At 60.6% G+C, this 17,412-nt stretch carries 15 protein-coding genes; 5 read left to right on the plus strand and 10 right to left on the minus strand.

Features of this window, described 5'->3' with window-relative positions:
- Nucleotides 1-122: 122 nt before the first annotated feature.
- A complete protein-coding gene (locus I0K07_RS07900) occupies nt 123-3,206 on the plus strand; it encodes an efflux RND transporter permease subunit (protein ID WP_203292299.1) in 3,084 nt (1,027 codons plus the stop codon).
- Between the two features lie 4 nt (nt 3,207-3,210).
- Complete coding sequence (locus tag I0K07_RS07905) at nt 3,211-4,278, plus strand: efflux RND transporter periplasmic adaptor subunit (RefSeq protein ID WP_203292300.1); 1,068 nt, start codon at nt 3,211-3,213, stop codon at nt 4,276-4,278.
- Between the two features lie 100 nt (nt 4,279-4,378).
- On the opposite strand, the gene I0K07_RS07910 is transcribed toward I0K07_RS07905, so the two are convergent.
- From I0K07_RS07910 to kynA, 4 genes are all read right to left on the minus strand, one after another.
- Complete coding sequence (locus I0K07_RS07910; RefSeq protein ID WP_203292301.1) at nt 4,379-4,906, minus strand: hypothetical protein; 528 nt, start codon at nt 4,904-4,906, stop codon at nt 4,379-4,381.
- Nucleotides 4,907-5,035: 129 nt separating this feature from the next.
- Nucleotides 5,036-6,421, minus strand: a complete 1,386-nt coding sequence (locus I0K07_RS07915; protein WP_203292302.1) for an L-serine ammonia-lyase — start codon at nt 6,419-6,421, stop codon at nt 5,036-5,038.
- Between the two features lie 113 nt (nt 6,422-6,534).
- Nucleotides 6,535-7,770 (minus strand): kynureninase, encoded by a 1,236-nt coding sequence (gene kynU / locus I0K07_RS07920; protein WP_203292303.1) that lies wholly within the window; start codon nt 7,768-7,770, stop codon nt 6,535-6,537.
- A 16-nt stretch (nt 7,771-7,786) separates the two neighbouring features.
- Nucleotides 7,787-8,635: a tryptophan 2,3-dioxygenase gene (gene kynA, locus I0K07_RS07925; RefSeq protein ID WP_203292304.1), complete on the minus strand. Its 849-nt coding sequence runs from the start codon at nt 8,633-8,635 to the stop codon at nt 7,787-7,789.
- Nucleotides 8,636-8,785: 150 nt separating this feature from the next.
- On the opposite strand from kynA, the gene I0K07_RS07930 reads away from it, so the two are divergent.
- Nucleotides 8,786-9,367, plus strand: a complete 582-nt coding sequence (locus I0K07_RS07930; RefSeq protein ID WP_203292305.1) for a HupE/UreJ family protein — start codon at nt 8,786-8,788, stop codon at nt 9,365-9,367.
- Here I0K07_RS07930 and I0K07_RS07935 read toward each other — a convergent pair.
- From I0K07_RS07935 to I0K07_RS07950, 4 genes are all read right to left on the minus strand, one after another.
- Nucleotides 9,364-9,825 (minus strand): hypothetical protein, encoded by a 462-nt coding sequence (locus I0K07_RS07935; RefSeq protein ID WP_203292306.1) that lies wholly within the window; start codon nt 9,823-9,825, stop codon nt 9,364-9,366. The two genes, I0K07_RS07930 and I0K07_RS07935, sit on opposite strands and share 4 nt — an antisense overlap.
- Before the next feature lie 70 nt (nt 9,826-9,895).
- On the minus strand, nt 9,896-11,758 hold the full coding sequence (locus I0K07_RS07940) for a M2 family metallopeptidase (RefSeq protein WP_203292307.1): 1,863 nt from the start codon (nt 11,756-11,758) through the stop codon (nt 9,896-9,898).
- Nucleotides 11,759-11,830: 72 nt separating this feature from the next.
- On the minus strand, nt 11,831-12,295 hold the full coding sequence (locus tag I0K07_RS07945; protein ID WP_203292308.1) for a YaiI/YqxD family protein: 465 nt from the start codon (nt 12,293-12,295) through the stop codon (nt 11,831-11,833).
- Nucleotides 12,292-13,419, minus strand: coding sequence for a M14 family metallopeptidase (locus I0K07_RS07950; RefSeq protein WP_420828483.1), 1,128 nt, complete (start codon nt 13,417-13,419; stop codon nt 12,292-12,294). Before I0K07_RS07950 ends, I0K07_RS07945 begins: the two co-directional genes overlap by 4 nt.
- Before the next feature lie 119 nt (nt 13,420-13,538).
- Between I0K07_RS07950 and I0K07_RS07955 the strand changes: the two genes are divergently transcribed.
- Nucleotides 13,539-14,021, plus strand: a complete 483-nt coding sequence (locus I0K07_RS07955; protein ID WP_203292310.1) for a hypothetical protein — start codon at nt 13,539-13,541, stop codon at nt 14,019-14,021.
- On the opposite strand, the gene I0K07_RS07960 is transcribed toward I0K07_RS07955, so the two are convergent.
- Nucleotides 13,964-14,638 carry a protein-methionine-sulfoxide reductase heme-binding subunit MsrQ gene (locus I0K07_RS07960; RefSeq protein ID WP_203292311.1) on the minus strand — a complete coding sequence of 225 codons (675 nt, stop codon included), beginning with the start codon at nt 14,636-14,638 and terminating at the stop codon, nt 13,964-13,966. The two genes, I0K07_RS07955 and I0K07_RS07960, sit on opposite strands and share 58 nt — an antisense overlap.
- Nucleotides 14,639-14,640: 2 nt before the next feature.
- Nucleotides 14,641-15,651, minus strand: a complete 1,011-nt coding sequence (gene msrP / locus I0K07_RS07965) for a protein-methionine-sulfoxide reductase catalytic subunit MsrP (RefSeq protein WP_203292312.1) — start codon at nt 15,649-15,651, stop codon at nt 14,641-14,643.
- 245 nt (nt 15,652-15,896) lie between these two features.
- Here msrP and I0K07_RS07970 point away from each other — a divergent pair, with 245 nt between their 5' ends.
- Nucleotides 15,897-17,372 (plus strand): methyl-accepting chemotaxis protein, encoded by a 1,476-nt coding sequence (locus I0K07_RS07970; protein WP_203292313.1) that lies wholly within the window; start codon nt 15,897-15,899, stop codon nt 17,370-17,372.
- Nucleotides 17,373-17,412: the final 40 nt, after the last annotated feature.

A 17,412-nucleotide genomic window follows, 5' to 3' on the forward strand; every position in this document is an offset into this window, starting at 1 on the left:
AAATCGTAATCTCGGCAAGTTACTGAAATGCAAGGCGGCTCACCAAAGCGTGAGCCGCCTTTACATTGTTTAATTCTACCCGGGAAATCGGGTGGTATGAGAGGCATGCGAGGAGAAACCCCATGCCTTTGACCCGATTGTCCCTGAACAATCCTGCTGCCGTCATGGTGGCTGTTGCATTGATCGTGCTCATGGGCGTGGTCGCGTTCACGCGCCTGCCTGTCCAGCTTTTCCCGGATACGGAACGTCCCCAGGTCAATATCGCGACCTTCTGGCGCTCGGCATCGCCGCTGGAAATGGAATCCGAGATTGTCGAGCCGCAAGAGCAATTGCTGGCCGGCCTTCCGGGGCTGGAGGAGATGCGGGTCTTCACCAGTGAAGGCAATGCCTTCATCAATCTGACCTTCGCGCTGGAAACCGACATGACGCAGACGGCGATCGAGATCTCGAATCGCCTGTCGCAATTGCCGCCCCTGCCGCGCGATGCGGTCGGCCCGAATATCGGCGGGTTCGGCGGCAGTGCCCAGCAAAGCCTGATCTGGTTCTTCGTTCAGGCGCTGCCGGGCAATCCGAATGAAATCCATGACTATTCCGCCTTCGTGCAGGACACGGTCATTCCGCGCCTTGAAGCCATTCCGGGCGTGGCCTCGGTGAATATCGGCTGGGGTAACCGGCCCGAGGAATTGCAGATCACGGTCGATCCCTACCGCGCGGCTTCCCTCGGCGTGACCCTGCCGCAGATTTCCGCCGCGATCGTCAATAACCAGGATGTCTCCGGCGGCAATGCCGCCATCGGCCGCCGTTCCTACCAGATGCGCTTCGAGGGCGAGTTCGAACCCTCCGAAATGGGCGATCTGGTCATCGTCTGGCGCAATGGCACGCCGGTCCGCCTGTCCGATGTCGCGACCGTCGAAGTGGCCTATGGCGAGCGCAATAATTTCACCTACCAGAACGGCAATCCCGCCATCGGGATCGAGATCCGCCGCCAGCCGGGCGCCAATGTCCTGGCAGCCCTGGACGCGGTGAAAGCCGAAGTGGCGCTGATCAATGAGAGCCTGTTGGCGGACCGCCAGCTGGTCATGGCGCCGTCCTTCGACGCTTCGGTCTTCATCATGCGCGCTGTGGACCTTCTTCGGACCAATCTCGTTCTCGGCGTGGTGCTGGCGATCTTCGGCCTCTGGCTCTTCCTGCGCCGGGCGCGCGCCACGCTGATCATCTCTCTGGCAATCCCGGTCTCCCTCCTGTCCACCCTGATCGTGCTCTTCCTGCTGGGACGCTCCCTCAATGTGATCTCGCTGGCGGGCCTCGCCTTTGCCACCGGCATGGTGATGGATGCGGCGATCATTGTGCTGGAGAACATCATCCGCCGCCGTGAAATGGGCGAGGATGCGGACACCGCTTCGGCCAAGGGTGCCGGTCAGGTCTGGGGGGCTTTGCTGGCCTCCACGACCACCACTGTGGCAATCTTCCTGCCGATCATCTTCACGCGGAATGCCGAGGGTCAGATCTTTGCCGATCTGGCGGTCACGATCGCTGTCGGTGTCGCCGTGTCGATGGTGGTCGCGGTGACCATCCTGCCCGTGGTGACGAAATACTGGGTGCGGGACCGCAAGACGCAGACCCGGCAGGTTCTGCTCGGCAAGGTCGCCGATTTCGTCATGATGATCTCGGACTCGCCGATCCGCCGGATCGCCGTTGCGGCCCTGCTGATCTCCATCCCGCTCGCTTTGACCTGGTTCATGCGGCCGGCCATGGATTATCTGCCGCCGGTGAAGCGCGATGCCGTGGACGCCTTCATGATGTTCCCGCCCGGTTCCAATCTGGACTGGGTGGAGGACGAGGTCGCCACCACCGTCATCGAGCGGCTGGAACCCTATATGTCGGGCGAACAGGAGCCGGCCCTGCTGAACTATTATTTCGGGACCTTCCCGGGCGGTTCAGGCGCCACGATCGGTGTACGCGCGCAGGACCAGTCACAGGTTGGCGAGCTGGAGCGGATTGTCCGCGAGGAAATCATCTCCGGCATTCCGGACGTGTTCGGCTTTGCCCAGCAGGGCGATCTGTTCGGCGGTTTTTCCCAGGGCGGCAATATCCAGGTGAATGTCCAATCCGCCGATGCCGACGCGCGCAACCGGGCGGTCCAGACCGGGCTGACCCTGCTGCGTGAGCGCTTCCCGGGCGTCAATATCAACGCCAACCCGCCGCCTCAGGCGACACAGCCGCGGCTGACCCTGGTACCCGATGACCGGCGTATCCAGGAAGCCGGCTGGGCCCGGCGGAATGTGGCCGGCATGATGTCCATGCTCGGCGATGGCGCCTTCATCGGTGAGTATTTCGATGGCGACAGCCGGATGAATATGATCCTGCGCACGACCGGCTGGGATACGCCGGACGAGCTGGCCGGCATGCCCATCGCCACCCCGTCCGGAGCGATCATTCCGCTCGGTGATCTGGTGGATATCCGCGAGGAAGTCGGGGCAGGGGCCATCCAGCGCCTCAACCGCCGCCGGACCGTCACGATCAATATCAACCAGCCCGAAGGCATTTCGCTGGAGGAAATCCTGGAAGTCGTGCAACGCGATGTCGAACCGGCCATGCGGGCGGAACTGCCGGCCGATGGCTCCGTGACCTATGGCGGCAGTGCCGACAGCCTGAACCGGGCCATCAACACCATGCTGATGAATATGGGCATGGCGATGATCATCCTCTTCCTGATCCTTGCCGGCATGTTCCGTTCGCTGCGCGATGCCCTCCTCGTGCTGGTTTCCATTCCGCTGGCCGGGGTCGGCGGGGTGGTCATGCTCCAAATTCTCAACCTCTTTGTCGCCCAACCCCTCGATCTGCTGACCATGATGGGCTTCATCATCCTGCTGGGACTGGTGATCAATAATGCCATCCTCCTGGTGGATCAGACCCGCCAGGGTGAGCGCGAAGGCCTGGACCGGCGCACTGCCGTCGATCAGGCCCTGCGCATGCGCCTGCGCCCGATCTTCATGTCGACCCTCACCAGCCTGCTGGGCATGTTGCCCCTCCTTCTGGTTCCCGGCGTGGGCAGCGCGATCTATCGCGGCCTGGCCGCCGCCATTGTGGGCGGTATGAGTGTCAGCCTCATCTTCACCCTTGTTCTCATCCCTTGTCTCCTGCGCCTGGGCGAAGCCCGTCAGGCCCGACTGGCCGGTGCACCCGCGCCTGTCGCCGCGGAGTAAGACCATGAAAGCCTCAACCATGCTCCGCTCCCTTTTTTCCGCAGCCCTGCTGGGTCTCGGTCTTTCCACGTCAGCGCTGGCCCAGGGCGGTCCGCCGCCGGCCATTGTGCGTCTGGGTGAGATCATCGAACAGGACATGGCCCGCACAGTGATGACGCCGGCCAGCGTCATTTCCCGCAATGATGCCCGTATCGCGGCCGAGCTCGCCGGGCGGGTCACGCTGATCGCTGAACCGGGTGATGTGGTGGAAGAGGGCGGTCTCATCGCCCAGCTGGATGACCGCCAGGCACGCATCCAACTGGAAGAGGCGCGGGCGCGTCTGGCCCGGGCCAATGCCAATGCCCGCTACCAGAATGCCGAAGCGGACCGGTATGAAGGCCTGGCCGCCAATGGCACCGTGCCGGCCAACCGTTTGCGGGAAGTCGAACTGGCCCGCGATCTGGCTGATCAGGATCTGCGTGAAGCCCGCACCGCGGTCATGCGCGCGGAGCTGGAATTGGAGCGCACCCGTATCACGGCGCCTTTCGCTGGCCGGATTGCGGAACGCCTGATCCAGGTCGGGGAAATCTCGGCGCCGGGCCGTGAAATCGTCCGTCTGGTCGATATTGATCACAAGGAAGCCGTCGCCCAGGTGCCGGTTGCGCTGGCCCCCTATCTCGGTGTCGGCCAGTCCGTGTCCCTGTCTTTGGCCAATGGCGAGCGTATGGACGCGCCGATCCGGGCCATCATCCCGGTGGGTGATGCCGTGTCGCGGACATTCGAGGTCCGCATCGATCTGGATGGCTCGCCCTGGGTAGTCGGCAGTGCGGCGCGGGTCGCCTTTCCGGCGGAAACACCGCGCCTTCAGTTTGCCGCGCCCTATGATGCGGTCGTGCTGCGTGCGACAGGCACCCATGTCTTCGTGGTCGACGCGGAGAATATCGCCCGTCAGGTCCCGGTTGAGGCCGGTGTCCGGGAAGATGGCTATGTCGCCATTGCCGGCGACATCGAAGCCGGCCAGCGCGTCGTCGTTTCTGGTGCGGAAACCCTCAGCGATGGCCGCCCGGTCCAGGAGTTGAGTGAAGACGCCTGATCATTGGTCACAGCCCGACAAGAAAAAGGCGGCTCCTTTCGGGGCCGCCTTTTTTGTCGTCAGGGCGGGTTGGAAGGTGCGGCCGCCCTTTCGGACAGGGTCAGCTGGCGCCAGCCAGGCTCTTGGCCGCTTTGGCACTGGCTGCCAGCGTTTCGAAGGCGATGGTCGAGGTTGATCCCGACATGCGCAGCAATTGGATGGGCTGATTGTTGGAGATCAGGACCAAGTCCGGCTTGCCGTCATTGACGACATTCTGCCCACCGATCCACCAATTATTGTGGCTGGAATAGCTGCCCTGACCGAGATAGAGCGTGATCGGTGTGGCGTCCTTGAAGGTCACCGTGACGCCGAACATGAAGTTCAGCTCGTCCGGCGTGCCGCCACCGCCCTTGGGCGCGTATTCATGATACTCGCCGCCGCACATCGTGTTGAACTTATCGGCCACTTCGGACGTCTTGTGCCGGCCGCAATTCACCGTGATTTCCCAGACGCCATTGCCCTGGTTTTTCGGCGTCGGGCCGGATTCATAGGGCTGGCCTTCCGAAATCACGAAACTCCCATCGATATAGGAGATCGACTCGATCAGTTCGGATTCCAGGGTGACGGTATTGCTGTGAGAAGAAGTCATTATCGTTCGCCTTTTCGACTGTGGATTGAACACACAACGCACTGCGAACTACGCACCTGAAACATGTCAGGCGCTAATATACTACTCTACCTTGTCCTTTTGAACAAACCGGGCCAGCCGGGTGTGGCGTCAGCACGCCACCACATTGACGGCCAAGCCGCCCTGGCTGGTTTCCTTGTACTTTTCCTGCATGTCCATACCGGTCTGGCGCATGGTCTCGATGACCTGATCCAGCGAGACCTTCATGTCTTCCGACGTCGCTTTCAGCGCCAACCGCGCCGCATCGATCGCCTTGATGGCCCCAATGGCATTGCGTTCGATACAGGGGATCTGGACCAGGCCGCCGACCGGGTCGCAGGTCAGGCCCAGATTGTGCTCCATGCCGATCTCGGCGGCGTCCTCGATCTGGTGATTATTGGCGCCCATGGCAGCTGCGAGCGCCGCGGCGGCCATGGAACAGGCGACGCCAACTTCACCCTGGCAGCCCGCTTCAGCACCGGAGATGGAGGCGTTCTTCTTGTAGAGCGAACCGATCGCCGCCGCCGTCAGGAAGAAACGCTGCAGGGCTTCCTCATCATCGGGATCGCGATGGTATTTGTCGAAATAGCGGGCCACCGCCGGAATGATACCTGCGGCACCATTGGTGGGCGCAGTGACCACACGTCCGCCGGCCGCGTTTTCTTCATTCACCGCCATCGCCCACAGATTGATCCAGTCCATCGGGGCGAGGGGATCCTTGGCCGGGTCGACCGGGTTTTCCTTCAAGTCACGGTAAAGCTTCGGGGCACGGCGTTTCACATTCAGCCCGCCGGGCAGAATACCGTCCTGGGTGAGGCCGCGATCAATACAGTCCTCCATGGCCCGCCACAGGCCGTCGACACCGGCCCGGATCGTGTCCTCGGGCAGGAAGGTGCGTTCATTGGCCAGCATGATGCGATGGATTGAGAGACCTTCGCGCTCGCCGATGGCCAGGAGCTCGGCGGCGGAATTGAAGGGGAAGGGCTCGCCCTCTTTCACATCGGCCGCGGAATTCTTGCCAGCCTCGGTCTCATCGATCACGAAACCCCCGCCGATCGAATACCAGACTTCTTCCCGGATCACTTCCTCGCCATCCCCATAGGCTTTGAATTTCAGTGCATTGGAGTGGAAGGGCAGGCGGATATCGCCCCGGAAGTCGAGATCCCGGCGTTCCTCGAAAGCGATCTCATCGCCATTGGTGAGCTTCAGCGTGTTCTCTGTGCGGATGCGCTCAAGCCGTTGCGGGATCGTGTCCGGATTGATGCGGGCCGGGTCATGGCCTTCCAGTCCCAGCAGGACGGCCGTGTCGGTACCATGGCCCAGCCCCGTCAGAGCGAGGGAGCCATAGAGCTCGGTCTCGAGCCGGCGGATCTTGGCACTGCCCGCATCGGCAATTGCGCGCTCCACGAAGACCTTGGCGGCCTTCATCGGTCCCACCGTGTGGGAGCTGGACGGACCGACGCCGATCTTGAACAGGTCGAAGACACCGAAATGCATAAGAGTTTCCCGTGTTTTTCCGCGCTGAACCTAGACGGGTCGGCGCGCAAAGAGAATGCCGCTCCGTTTGGTACAGAGCCGGTTTCGCCAGTGCATCAATACCGCAAAAAGGATCAGGTCACCGCAGCGCGCACGCTGTAACGCGCCTCGCGCCATGCTCCGCTTTCCATGATGTCCTGGAGGATTTCCGCGGCCCGCCAGACATCCTCGTAACTGGTATAGAGCGGGGTGAAGCCGAAGCGCAGAATGTCCGGGTCCCGGAAATCGCCGATCACGCCGTGATCGATGAGCGCCTGCATGATCGGATAGCCGTTTTCATGATGGAAGGAGACCTGACTGCCCCGGATGGCCGGGTCGCGCGGACTGGCCAGCTCAAACCCGTGCCCATCAAGCCGGGCCTCCACCTGTTCGATGAAGAGTTCGGTCAGGGCCACCGATTTCATCCGGACGGAAGTCATGTCAGCCTCTACCGCGATCTCCAGCCCGCACTCCAGGGCGGACATGCCCAGAATGGAAGGGGAGGAGCATTTGAACCGGTCGATCCCGGGCGCCGGTTCATACTGGTCGGAGAAGTCGAACGGATGGGCATGACCCAACCAGCCGGACAGGACCGGCATCACTTTTTCCTGGTGACGCTCCGCCACGAAAATGAACGCCGGAGCACCGGGTCCGCCATTGAGATATTTATACCCGCAACCCACGGCCATATCCGCATTGCAGGCATTGAGGTCGATGGGCAGGGCGCCGGCGGAATGGCACAAATCCCAGATCACGAGGATACCCTTTTCCTGGGCCGCCTTGGTGATGGCCTGCATGTCGTGCAGATAACCCGTCTTGTAGTGCGCTTGGGTGATCAGCAATGCCGCAACGTCATCATTGAAGTGCGTTTCCAGTTCGCCTGTGGGCACTATTTGATGCCGGATTGATCCCGAACTGTTCGCACTGAGACCCTGCATCATATAAACATTGGTCGGGAAATTGCCGCTCTCCGAAAGGATCACAGACCGGTCCGGATTGAGTTGAAGTGCTGCACTCAACGCCTTGAAAATATTGATGGAGGTGGAATCGGCCACCACCACTTCTTCGGGCTTCGCTCCAATTAGCCCGGCAATCATTCCGCCCAGACGCCGCGGCAATCCGATCCAGTCATGCCTGTTCCAGGACGTGATAAGGTGCTGACCCCATTGGGTTTCCACCACGTCCTTCATTTTTGCGGGGGCGGATTTGGGCATCACGCCCAGGGAATTTCCGTCCAGATAGATCATGCCCGCAGGCAGTTCGAACCGGTCGCGGAATGCGGCGAGGGGGTCTTCCGCATCAAGCCGTTGAATCTCTTCAAGGTTTCTCATGTTGGGGCCTGTCGGGTCAGAGCGTGGTACGCACGGTCCAGATTTCCGGGAAGAAGCGCAGATCCAGCGCTTTCACGAGATACGACACACCGGATGTCCCACCGGTCCCGCGTCGGAAACCGATAATGCGTTCAACGGTTTTCATGTGGTTGAACCGCCATTGCTGGAATTTGTGTTCCAGATCGACCAGCTTCTCACCCAACTCATAGGCTTCCCAATGGGTTTCGCTGTCGTGATAGATATCCCGCCAGATATCCTCGATGGCCTGAGAGGGTTTGTAGGGTTGGGTCCAGTCCCGCTCCACCGCTTCATCGGGGATGGGATAGCCCTTGCGGGCCAGCAGGCGCAGGGTTTCATCCCACAGGCTGGGCAGTTCCAGGGCCCGCGTCACCATCTTGTGCGCCGGGGGATTATCCGCATGCACACGGGAGAGGGCGGCATTCTTGTTCCCCAGCCGGTATTCCAGCGTACGATACTGGAAGGATTGGAAACCGGAGCTTTGACCCAGCGCATCACGGAAGGCCAGATAATCGGCAGGCGTCATCGTCGCCAACACATCCCAGGCCTGGATCAGCTGTTCCTGGGTGCGGGAGACCCGGGCGAACATTTTCAGGGCCGGCCCGATCTCGTCATCCTGCAAATGGGCGATCCCGCCTTCAACTTCATGGATGAGAAGCTTCATCCACAACTCACCCACTTGGTGGATGATGATGAAGAGCATCTCGTCATGCTCTTCGGTCAGGCATTTCTGGGCACTCAACAGCCGGTCCAGCCCCAGATATCCGCCATAGGACATCGCGTCCTTGAAATCCCAGTGGATGTCCTCACCGGAGACATCAACACTGGATTTGAACTGATCGCTCATGATCACTCCCTGATCGGCCAGGTCGGCCCCGGCTCTTTGAGATTCGCTCTGTTATCCCCGGTGTAACCCGGCTGCGTGAGAACCGCGAGCCGTGCTTGAAGGCGGACCGGTCTGCCCCTAGCGTCCCCCGGCCTGATACGGGGAAAATCCATGCTGGTTGCGCAGGAACAAACACTGCTCGATGTCATCACGCTGTATCTGCAGCTGGGCTACACGCACATCCTGCCCAAAGGGCTGGATCACATCCTCTTCGTCCTGGCGCTTTTCTTTGCCTCGACTCGGCTTAAGCCCCTGATCTGGCAGGTTTCTGCCTTCACCTTGGCCCACACGCTGACGCTGGCATTGGCCACGCTGGGCTTGGTCAGCCTACCGGCCTCGATCGTGGAACCGATCATTGCGCTCTCCATCGCCTTCGTCGCGATAGAGAATCTGGTTTTCAAGGATATGACGCGCTGGCGTCCCGCCCTCGTCTTCGGTTTCGGCCTGTTTCACGGGCTGGGCTTTGCCGGTGTCCTGTCCGAACTGGGCCTGCCCCAAGGAGACCTTGTCCCCGCCTTGCTCAGCTTCAATGTCGGGGTGGAACTGGGCCAGCTGACCATCATTCTGGCGTGCTGGCTGGTCCTGCACCGTTTCCGGGATGCAAGCTGGTATCCCTGGCTCGTCCGGGCCGTGTCGCTGGCCATTGCCGGTATCGCTTTGTGGTGGACCTTCGAACGGGTCTTTCTGGGCTAGACCGTCTCCGCAGCCGGTTTCATGGCCAACCGGAACGCAATCGCCGACCCAAGCCAGAGCAGGCTGAACACGATCGTTGCGGCAAGAATGTCATAGGGCCAGCTGACGCCTTCACGGCCCAACCCCATGATCAGGGCAAACAGGCCGATCAGGAATTGTCCGGCTGCCAGTGCAGCGAAGTTGAGCGCCATGCCCCCGGGCTTCAGCCGCACGGCAAAACTGGCCAGAAAACCCAGTGCCAGCAAGGCGCTATAAGCCAGATTGGCGTCATTTTCGGAAGCACCGATGATCCCGACGGCACCGCTCACCCAAAACAGGATCACGGCCGTGGCGATGCTGAGGGCGCAGCCCATCCGGTAGGCAAGGCACCATCGCTTGGAGAACAGGAAAACCACACCACCTACGAGCAGGGCCAGCAACGTGGCGGCCATCAGATAATCGGCGAGGCTCCAATCCATTCAGCGCTCCGGGCCGGATAGCAAAACGGCCCTGCCAGAGTGACAGGGCCGTTCGGCTTTCAGTTCAGCTCTACCAACCGCAATTGCGATCAGCGTTTTCCGCTTCCAGATGATCCATAAGCGGTTGGAAGTAGGCGATGATCGCCGACCCGTCCATTTCGCGGGTACCGGTGAAGGCTTCCAGCGCATCCGGCCAGGGTTGCGAAGCGCCCATCTCCATCATCGCGTTGAAACGGGCACCGACTTCCTCGTTTCCATAGATCGAGCAGCGGTGCAGCGGACCTTCCCAGCCCGCCATTTCACAGGCGGCCTGGTGGAACTGGAACTGCAGGATATGGCTCAGGAAATAGCGCAGATAGGGCACATTATTGGCAATGTGATACTTGGAGCCCGGGTCAAACGCGTCGGCCGGACGATCAACCGGCGGCACAATGCCCTGATAGCTCTCACGAAGCTCCCACCAGGCGGCATTATAGTCTTCCGGCTGGATCTCTCCGCGCAGCACACGCCAGCGCCACTGGTCCATCATCACGGCGAAGGGCAGGAAGGCGATCTTGTCGAGCGCCGTGTCCATCAGCAGGGACAGGTCAGCATCCGCACCCGGCATGTCGGCTTCATCCAGAAGACCGATCTGGACCAGGTATTCCGGTGTCACAGAGAGCGCGATGAAGTCGCCAATGGCTTCGTGGAAGCCGTCATTGGCACCGCCCTGCAGCAGGAATTCCTGATCATTATAGGCCCGCTGGTAGAAATTGTGGCCCAGCTCGTGGTGGACGGTGACGAAGTCCGTACCATTGACTAGGGTACACATCTTGATCCGCAGATCTTCCTCGCTGTCGAGGTTCCAGGCCGAAGCGTGGCAGGCGACCTGACGGTCGCGCGGCTGGGTGATCAGCGAGCGTTCCCAGAACGTGTCCGGCAGGTCTTCCAGACCCAGCGAAGTGAAGAAGGTCTCGGCCGTCTCCACCATCTGCAGCGGCGTGTAGTCCGCTTCGACGAGGAGGTCATCCAGGCTGTAGGCCGCTTCACCGCTGCCCACACCGGCGACATCGGCCAGTGAGCCCCAACCCTGGGCCCACATATTGCCGAGAAGGTCGGCACGGATGGCACCATCCGGTCCCTGCACCTCATCGCCATACAGCTCGTTCAGATTGGAACGGACATGACAGTGAAGCTGTTCATAGAAGGGCGCCACCTGACCCCAGAGGCGCTCGACTTCCGCTTCCATTTCATCTGCCGGCATGTCGTAGTTCGACAGCCACATCTGGGCGAGGTTGTCGAAACCGAGATCACGGGCACCCTGGTTGGCAATTTCCACCATTTCGGCATAGTCGGTCGCCATTTGCTGCGGGTCGTAGGCTTCGCGCCAGCCATTCCACACATAGGACAGGAATTCGGGATCACGGCTGGTCCGCATGATGTTTTCCAGCTCGTTGTGATCGACCATCTCGCCGTCGATTTCCATCAGACCGGCTGAGTAGGACGACCCCATGCGCGTGGTCAGCTCGGCCAGACGCGCCGCGGCTGCCGGATCATTCGGGGTCGGCAGGGTGATGCCATTGCGCAGGGCATTGATCTGGCGGGACTGGCTCTCGGTCAGATCAAGATCGGCATACTGGCCAGCCTCGGTCGCCATGCGCACGGCCATTTCCGTGCCCTGGGCGCCCATGCGCTGCAGCAGCCAGTTCGTGTCATAGGTGATGAAATTGTTCTGCACCCAGGCCGTCCGCGCACCGAATTCGCTGAATTCGCGCAGTTCGGCGACCGACTCGGTCAGAAAGGCTTCGGCATCGGCGACTGTAACAGCCTGATCCGTTTCAACATGCGGCACAGCGCTTTCGCCGGCCGGAGCCGCGGCGTCATTGGTGAAATAATAGACACCCGCACCAGCAAGAATGGCACCGATCGCGACGCCGCCCAAAAGTGATTTCATAACTCTCTCCCCATGCCCGGCAACCGGGCGATTGGCTTACCCGGCGCCATCCTCACAGGAAGTGGGAAGAGGTCAAGCTTTGCGCACTGAGGCGGCCTGACGCATCACACGTTCAAGCCCATCCAGAAAGCTGGAACGATCCTTGGGCGCGAAAGGCTTTGCACCGCCCTTCGGTCCGTCCAGTGGGGAGGCGGATCTCAAATCCGTCATCAGATCCCGCATGGCAAGCGCCGAGCCGATATTGTCCGCCGTCCAGAGCTGGCCGCGATGATCGATCGCCAAGCCGCCAGCTTTGAGACAACGGTCGGCCAGCGGAATATCACCGGTCACGCAAACATCGCCGGGCCCGATGCGTTCCGCGATCCAGTCGTCAGCGGCATCTGCACCCTGTTCCACGATGACCAGTTTGGCCCATTGCGAATTGGGACGGCGCAGCCCGCCATCGCACACGAAGATGATCTCGGTGCGGTGGCGCTCACCCACGCGGATCGCCTCATCCTTCACCGGACAGGCATCGGCATCGATGTAGAGGGTCAACGCAGCTGGTCCACAAGGGCCAGCATGGCGTCAAGATTGGCGGCGCCCAGCTTGCGGCAGCGCTCCGGCGACCAGCCCTGTTCCTCGTCCGGCAGGTCGGCATTGTCCTTGAAGGGCATTTCCAGCGTCATGGCGAGACAGCGGAACTCATTGGCCAGATAATTGGTGCAGATCGACAGGTCTGCCGTGCCAGGCGCATCAACATCATAGCCATGCGCGGTCTGGAAATCCGGGCTGGCGACGCTCAAGGCGGCTTTGTAGCCATCCAGCAGGGTCTGGCCCTTGGCGTCGAAATTCGGTGCGCCTTCACCACCAGCGATGAAATTGTAGGGCAGGGCTTCGTCGCCATGGACGTCCAAGGCTAGGTCGATCCCCGTTTCCCGCATCCGGTTGAGCACATGGAACACTTCCGGTGAGTTTTCCGGTGTCGCTTTGTTCCATTCGCGGTTGAGATTGACGCCCTTGGCATTGGTCCGCAAATGCCCACGCTTGGAACCATCCGGGTTCATGTTCGGGACGATGTTGAATACGGCCTTGTCCCGCAGAACACGCGCCACCGGGTCCTGGTCATCGAGCAAGCGGGCCAGGAAGCCTTCCATCCACCATTCCGCCATCGTCTCGCCGGGATGCTGACGGGCCGTGACCCAGATCGTGCGCTTTCCGTCTCCGGGCTCGCCCACGGACAGCAGGTCCATGGATTGTCCATCCAGCGTGTTGCCCAGCACGTTCAGGCGCACATCGGCATGACCTTGCGCCCAGGCGATCAGGTCGAGATGGCGCTCCATGGAATAGGGGGCAAAATAAGCAAACCAGATCGTATCCGCCTGCGGCGTGTGGTGCAGGCTGAGGACACCATTCTCATAGGTCGTATCGACGCGGAACCAGGTCTCCCGGTCATAGGAGGCACAGGCGCGATAACCCGGCCAACCTTCCAGATAGGCCGCACCGCCGGCGTTCTCGATGGCCATGGTCAGGGGTGTGCCATGAGCGCCGGTCACCCGAAAATGGAACCATTGATAGAAATCCGACCCGTTATCCTTGCGGATTTCCAGGCGGATCCGATCCGGCTGGGCCGCATCCAGAACGTCAATATTGCCGCTGTCGAAGGCGTCAGTGATGTGCAGGCTCATCTCGAGGGGCTCCAAGCTCGCGAAAGGGTGACTGGCTCGTGACGCTGATAGACCATATTGGCCAAGGCGAACATGGGGCGTCCTGCAGGACGCTGTAACGAGGGAGCTCACTCATGCGTGTCTGGATCAACCGGATTGTCCAAATCGGCCTGCCGCTCTTTATCTGTGCGATTTTCCTGGATTCCCTGCGCTACAAATTCACCGATGCGCCGGAGACTCAGGTGATTTTCGGCCTGTTGGACAGCTGGGCCGCCAGCTGGGGCGCTGCCGGCCTGTTCGGTCAAACCGGTCTGTTCAGCCAGTATGTCATCGGATCCGCAGAGCTCGTCGCATCAGCACTATTCCTGGCCGGCTTCATCCCGTCTTTGCGCCGCCTGCAGGTTTTGGCGAGTGCTCTGGGTCTGGCGATCATGACGGGTGCAGTGAATTTCCACCTCTTCACGCCCCTGGGTATCGACCCGAATGAGGATGGCGGCGGCCTGTTCGTGGCCGCCTGCCTGGTCTGGCTGTCATGCCTGACCCTTCTGATCCTCAAGCGTCAGGACGCAATCGCCCTGGCCTGTGCTCTCTTGCGCAGTGTGCGTACCAGCCGGTAGCCCAGCAAGAGGGCCAGTATCCCGCCATGGACCCAGGGCATGATCTGATTGCCCTTGGCCATGAAGCCGTGGTGCAGGACGGCAATGATCGCCAGCGGATAGACCAGCCAGTGGAGCTGTTGCCAGCGCGTGGGTGTCATCAGCCGGATGAAGGCATTGAATGAGGTCACGGCCAGCGGAATGAGCAACAGGAAGGCGATCATGCCCAACGTGATGTAGATCCGCTCCGCGACATCCTCCCACAGCCCGGCCAGCGCGCCGGTCACGCTCATTCCCGCTGCGATGAACAGGTCCAGTCCCAGATAGGCCAGAACGTGGAGCAGGGCGTACCAGAACGCCGCCACGCCAATCCGGCGGCGGACTTTCACGATGGGAAGCCATCGTGTGATGTCCCGGAACGGCGTTACAGCCAGAGTGATCAACAGGATACGGATCGCCGTATCGCCCAGGAAACGGTGGGTCGTCTCGATCGGGTTAAAACCAAGATCATTGGGCATGCCGGTCAGCAGAAGGGTCCACTGCCAGATCAGCCAAAGGCCCGGAAGTGCGAGAAGCCAGAAGGTGAGGGGTTTCAGCCAGTGTTGCCCGAACACCCGCAGGAATGCGTTGCGCGCCATAATCAATGGTTCTCGATCAGATCCATGCCGGCATAGAGGTGCGCCACCTGCTCGCCATAGCCGTTGAACATTTCGGTTTCCCGCCGTGAGAACAAGGCCCCGCCGATGACGCGTTCGCTCGACTGGCTCCAGCGCGGATGAGCCCGGTTGGGGTTCACATTGGAATAGAAGCCGTACTCATTCGGCGCGGCGATATTCCAGGAGGTCGGCGGCTGTTCGGAGACAAAGCGAATCTTGGTGATCGACTTGATCGACTTGTAGCCATACTTCCACGGCACGACGAGCCGGATGGGCGCGCCATTCTGGTTCGGGAGCAGGTCGCCATAGAGGCCGACCGCCAGGAAGGCCAACTCGTTCATGGCCTCATCCATCCGCAGTCCCTCGACATAGGGCCAGTCGAGCACGGGGAAGCGCGTACCGCGCATTTCCGGACGGTTGAGATAGGTCTCGAACGCGACATACCGGGCATCCGATGTGGGTTCGAAGCGGCGCAAAACGTCGGCGAGCGGAATACCGATCCAGGGGACGACCATGGACCAGGCTTCCACACAGCGCAGGCGGTAAACGCGCTCCTCCAGCGCATTGAAGTCGACCAGGTCTTCCAGATCGAACCGGCCGATATTGGCTGCGTGCCCTTCCACCTCAATGGACCAAGGGTCCACTGTCATATGGTGGGCATAGCGTGCCGGATCGTCCTTGCCGACACCGAACTCGTAGAAATTGTTATAGCCCGTGACCGCGTCGAGCGGGGTGAGGGGATCAGATACGGAATAGGCCGTTTCCCGGTATCGCAGGCCGGTCATCGGATCGGCGGACTGCAGACCGGAAGCGGCACTTTCCGATGCGGCTTCAGCGGTGTTTTCCGCTTGGCTTTCCGAACTGCCGCATCCGAGCAATCCAGTTAGCGCCATGGCGCCGCCGGCCTGCATGATGCGGCGGCGATCCAGAAACAGGTTCTTGGGGGTGATTTCCGAGTCGAGACCCTGCCAGGGCTTGGATCGTTTGATGAACATTGCGCAGACCTTCCATCGCTTGACCCCCTTTATTGTAGGGTGTTTTCGCCAAGTGTCTGTAGGGGCGACGGGATTGTGATCCCGCGTTAGCGCAGCGCGATCCGGCGTCAGATCAGGGGTAATTATATTTTATGAAGCAACCTGATGGTAAATTGGCGTTAACCATATACGAAATACCTTTAGGTTGCACTGGCGAATGGAAACACCTAGCAAGCCGACTTTGCTGAGATATTCTGGAGACTTGCATGCGAGACCTCTTCAATCGAAGCAATCCACGCCTTGAGGCCATAGATCGGGCTTATGCCGTCATCGAGTTTGACACCAGCGGACGGATCCTGAGCGCCAACAAGAACTTCCTGGAGACAATGGGATATGAAGCCGATGAAGTGATCGGCCAGCACCACCGCATATTCCTGTCCGAGCGCTATGCGTCGAGCCCGGAATACAAGACCTTTTGGGATACGCTTCGCCGGGGTGAGTTCCATGCCGCGGAATTCAGACGCTTCGCAAAGGGTGGCCGCGAGGTCTGGATTGAGGCCACCTATTCGCCAATCTTCAAATCCAATGGCCAGGTCGACCGGGTCATGAAACTGGCCACGGATATCACCGAAAAGCGACTGCGCCGTTTCGACTATCAAAGCCAGATCAATGCCATCAATGCCTCGCAATGCGTGATCGAGTTCGATCTCCAGGGAAACATCCTAAAGGCGAATGAGAATTTCCAGGATTTCATGGGCTATGATGCCGCCCAGCTGGTGGGAACGCACCACTCGCAATTCTGTGATCCGGACTATGCCCGGTCGGATGAATACAAGACGTTCTGGAAAACCCTGGCCTCCGGAGAATTCCAGGCCGGTGAATTCCAGCGCTTCACACGCAGCGGCAAGGAAGTCTGGCTGCAGGCCAGTTACAATCCGGTCTTCGACCTGAATGGCAAACCCATCAAGGTTGTGAAAGTCGCGACTGATATCACGGCCATCGCAATGCGCCGCAAGGCGCGCGAGAGTGCCCAGACTGAAATCTATTCCGGTCTGCAGAATGTTTCCGCTGCCGTCACCCAGTCCAACAGTCAGGCCTCGGCCGCTGTTGCCGATGCGAATGGCACAGCCACCAATGTCCAGTCCGTCGCGGCCGGCGCGGAAGAACTGGCCGCATCCTTCGCCGAGATCTCTCGCAGTGCCAGCGAAGCCCTGACCATTGCCCGCGAAGCCGTTTCGGAATCAGAGCGCACCTCGCAGATCATGACGGGATTGTCGGATGCGACCCTGTCGATCGGCCAGATCGTGGAGCTGATCAACACGATTGCCGACCAGACCAATCTCCTCGCTCTCAACGCCACGATCGAGGCCTCCCGGGCCGGAGAGGCGGGCAAGGGGTTTGCTGTCGTGGCCAATGAAGTGAAAGGGCTTGCGAGCCAGACATCCAAGGCCATCGAGGACATCTCCAAACAGGTGCAAGCTGTTCAGGGCACGTCCAACGAGGCCGTTGAGGCGATCAGCCAGATTGCCGGCGTGATCGGCCGGATCGACTCGATTGCGGCCTCGATCGCGTCCGCTGTGGAAGAGCAAACCGCCGTGACCAAGGACATCAGTCACAACATGCAGGATGCGGCGGAGAATGTGTCCAAGATCACCCTTGCGATCGAAGATATTGCCCAGGCGACACGGACCGCGGAAGACTCAACCCGCCAGGTAACGGAAGCGGCCAACGCGATCCGCTAAGCGCCCGTTTCGGGACCGGGCGTAAAACAGGTCAATCCGC

It is taken from the genome of Maricaulis parjimensis (assembly GCF_016817355.1).
Taxonomy (GTDB): domain Bacteria; phylum Pseudomonadota; class Alphaproteobacteria; order Caulobacterales; family Maricaulaceae; genus Maricaulis; species Maricaulis parjimensis.

Bases quoted from the DNA above. Each gene is read 5' to 3' on its own strand.
- I0K07_RS07900 (WP_203292299.1), top strand. From the start codon at position 123: ATGCCTTTGACCCGATTGTCCCTGAACAATCCTGCTGCCGTCATGGTG.
- I0K07_RS07905 (WP_203292300.1), top strand. From the start codon at position 3,211: ATGAAAGCCTCAACCATGCTCCGCTCCCTTTTTTCCGCAGCCCTGCTG.
- I0K07_RS07910 (WP_203292301.1), bottom strand. From the start codon at position 4,906: ATGACTTCTTCTCACAGCAATACCGTCACCCTGGAATCCGAACTGATC.
- I0K07_RS07915 (WP_203292302.1), bottom strand. From the start codon at position 6,421: ATGCATTTCGGTGTCTTCGACCTGTTCAAGATCGGCGTCGGTCCGTCC.
- kynU (WP_203292303.1), bottom strand. From the start codon at position 7,770: ATGAGAAACCTTGAAGAGATTCAACGGCTTGATGCGGAAGACCCCCTC.
- kynA (WP_203292304.1), bottom strand. From the start codon at position 8,635: ATGAGCGATCAGTTCAAATCCAGTGTTGATGTCTCCGGTGAGGACATC.
- I0K07_RS07930 (WP_203292305.1), top strand. From the start codon at position 8,786: ATGCTGGTTGCGCAGGAACAAACACTGCTCGATGTCATCACGCTGTAT.
- I0K07_RS07935 (WP_203292306.1), bottom strand. From the start codon at position 9,825: ATGGATTGGAGCCTCGCCGATTATCTGATGGCCGCCACGTTGCTGGCC.
- I0K07_RS07940 (WP_203292307.1), bottom strand. From the start codon at position 11,758: ATGAAATCACTTTTGGGCGGCGTCGCGATCGGTGCCATTCTTGCTGGT.
- I0K07_RS07955 (WP_203292310.1), top strand. From the start codon at position 13,539: ATGCGTGTCTGGATCAACCGGATTGTCCAAATCGGCCTGCCGCTCTTT.
- I0K07_RS07960 (WP_203292311.1), bottom strand. From the start codon at position 14,638: ATGGCGCGCAACGCATTCCTGCGGGTGTTCGGGCAACACTGGCTGAAA.
- msrP (WP_203292312.1), bottom strand. From the start codon at position 15,651: ATGTTCATCAAACGATCCAAGCCCTGGCAGGGTCTCGACTCGGAAATC.
- I0K07_RS07970 (WP_203292313.1), top strand. From the start codon at position 15,897: ATGCGAGACCTCTTCAATCGAAGCAATCCACGCCTTGAGGCCATAGAT.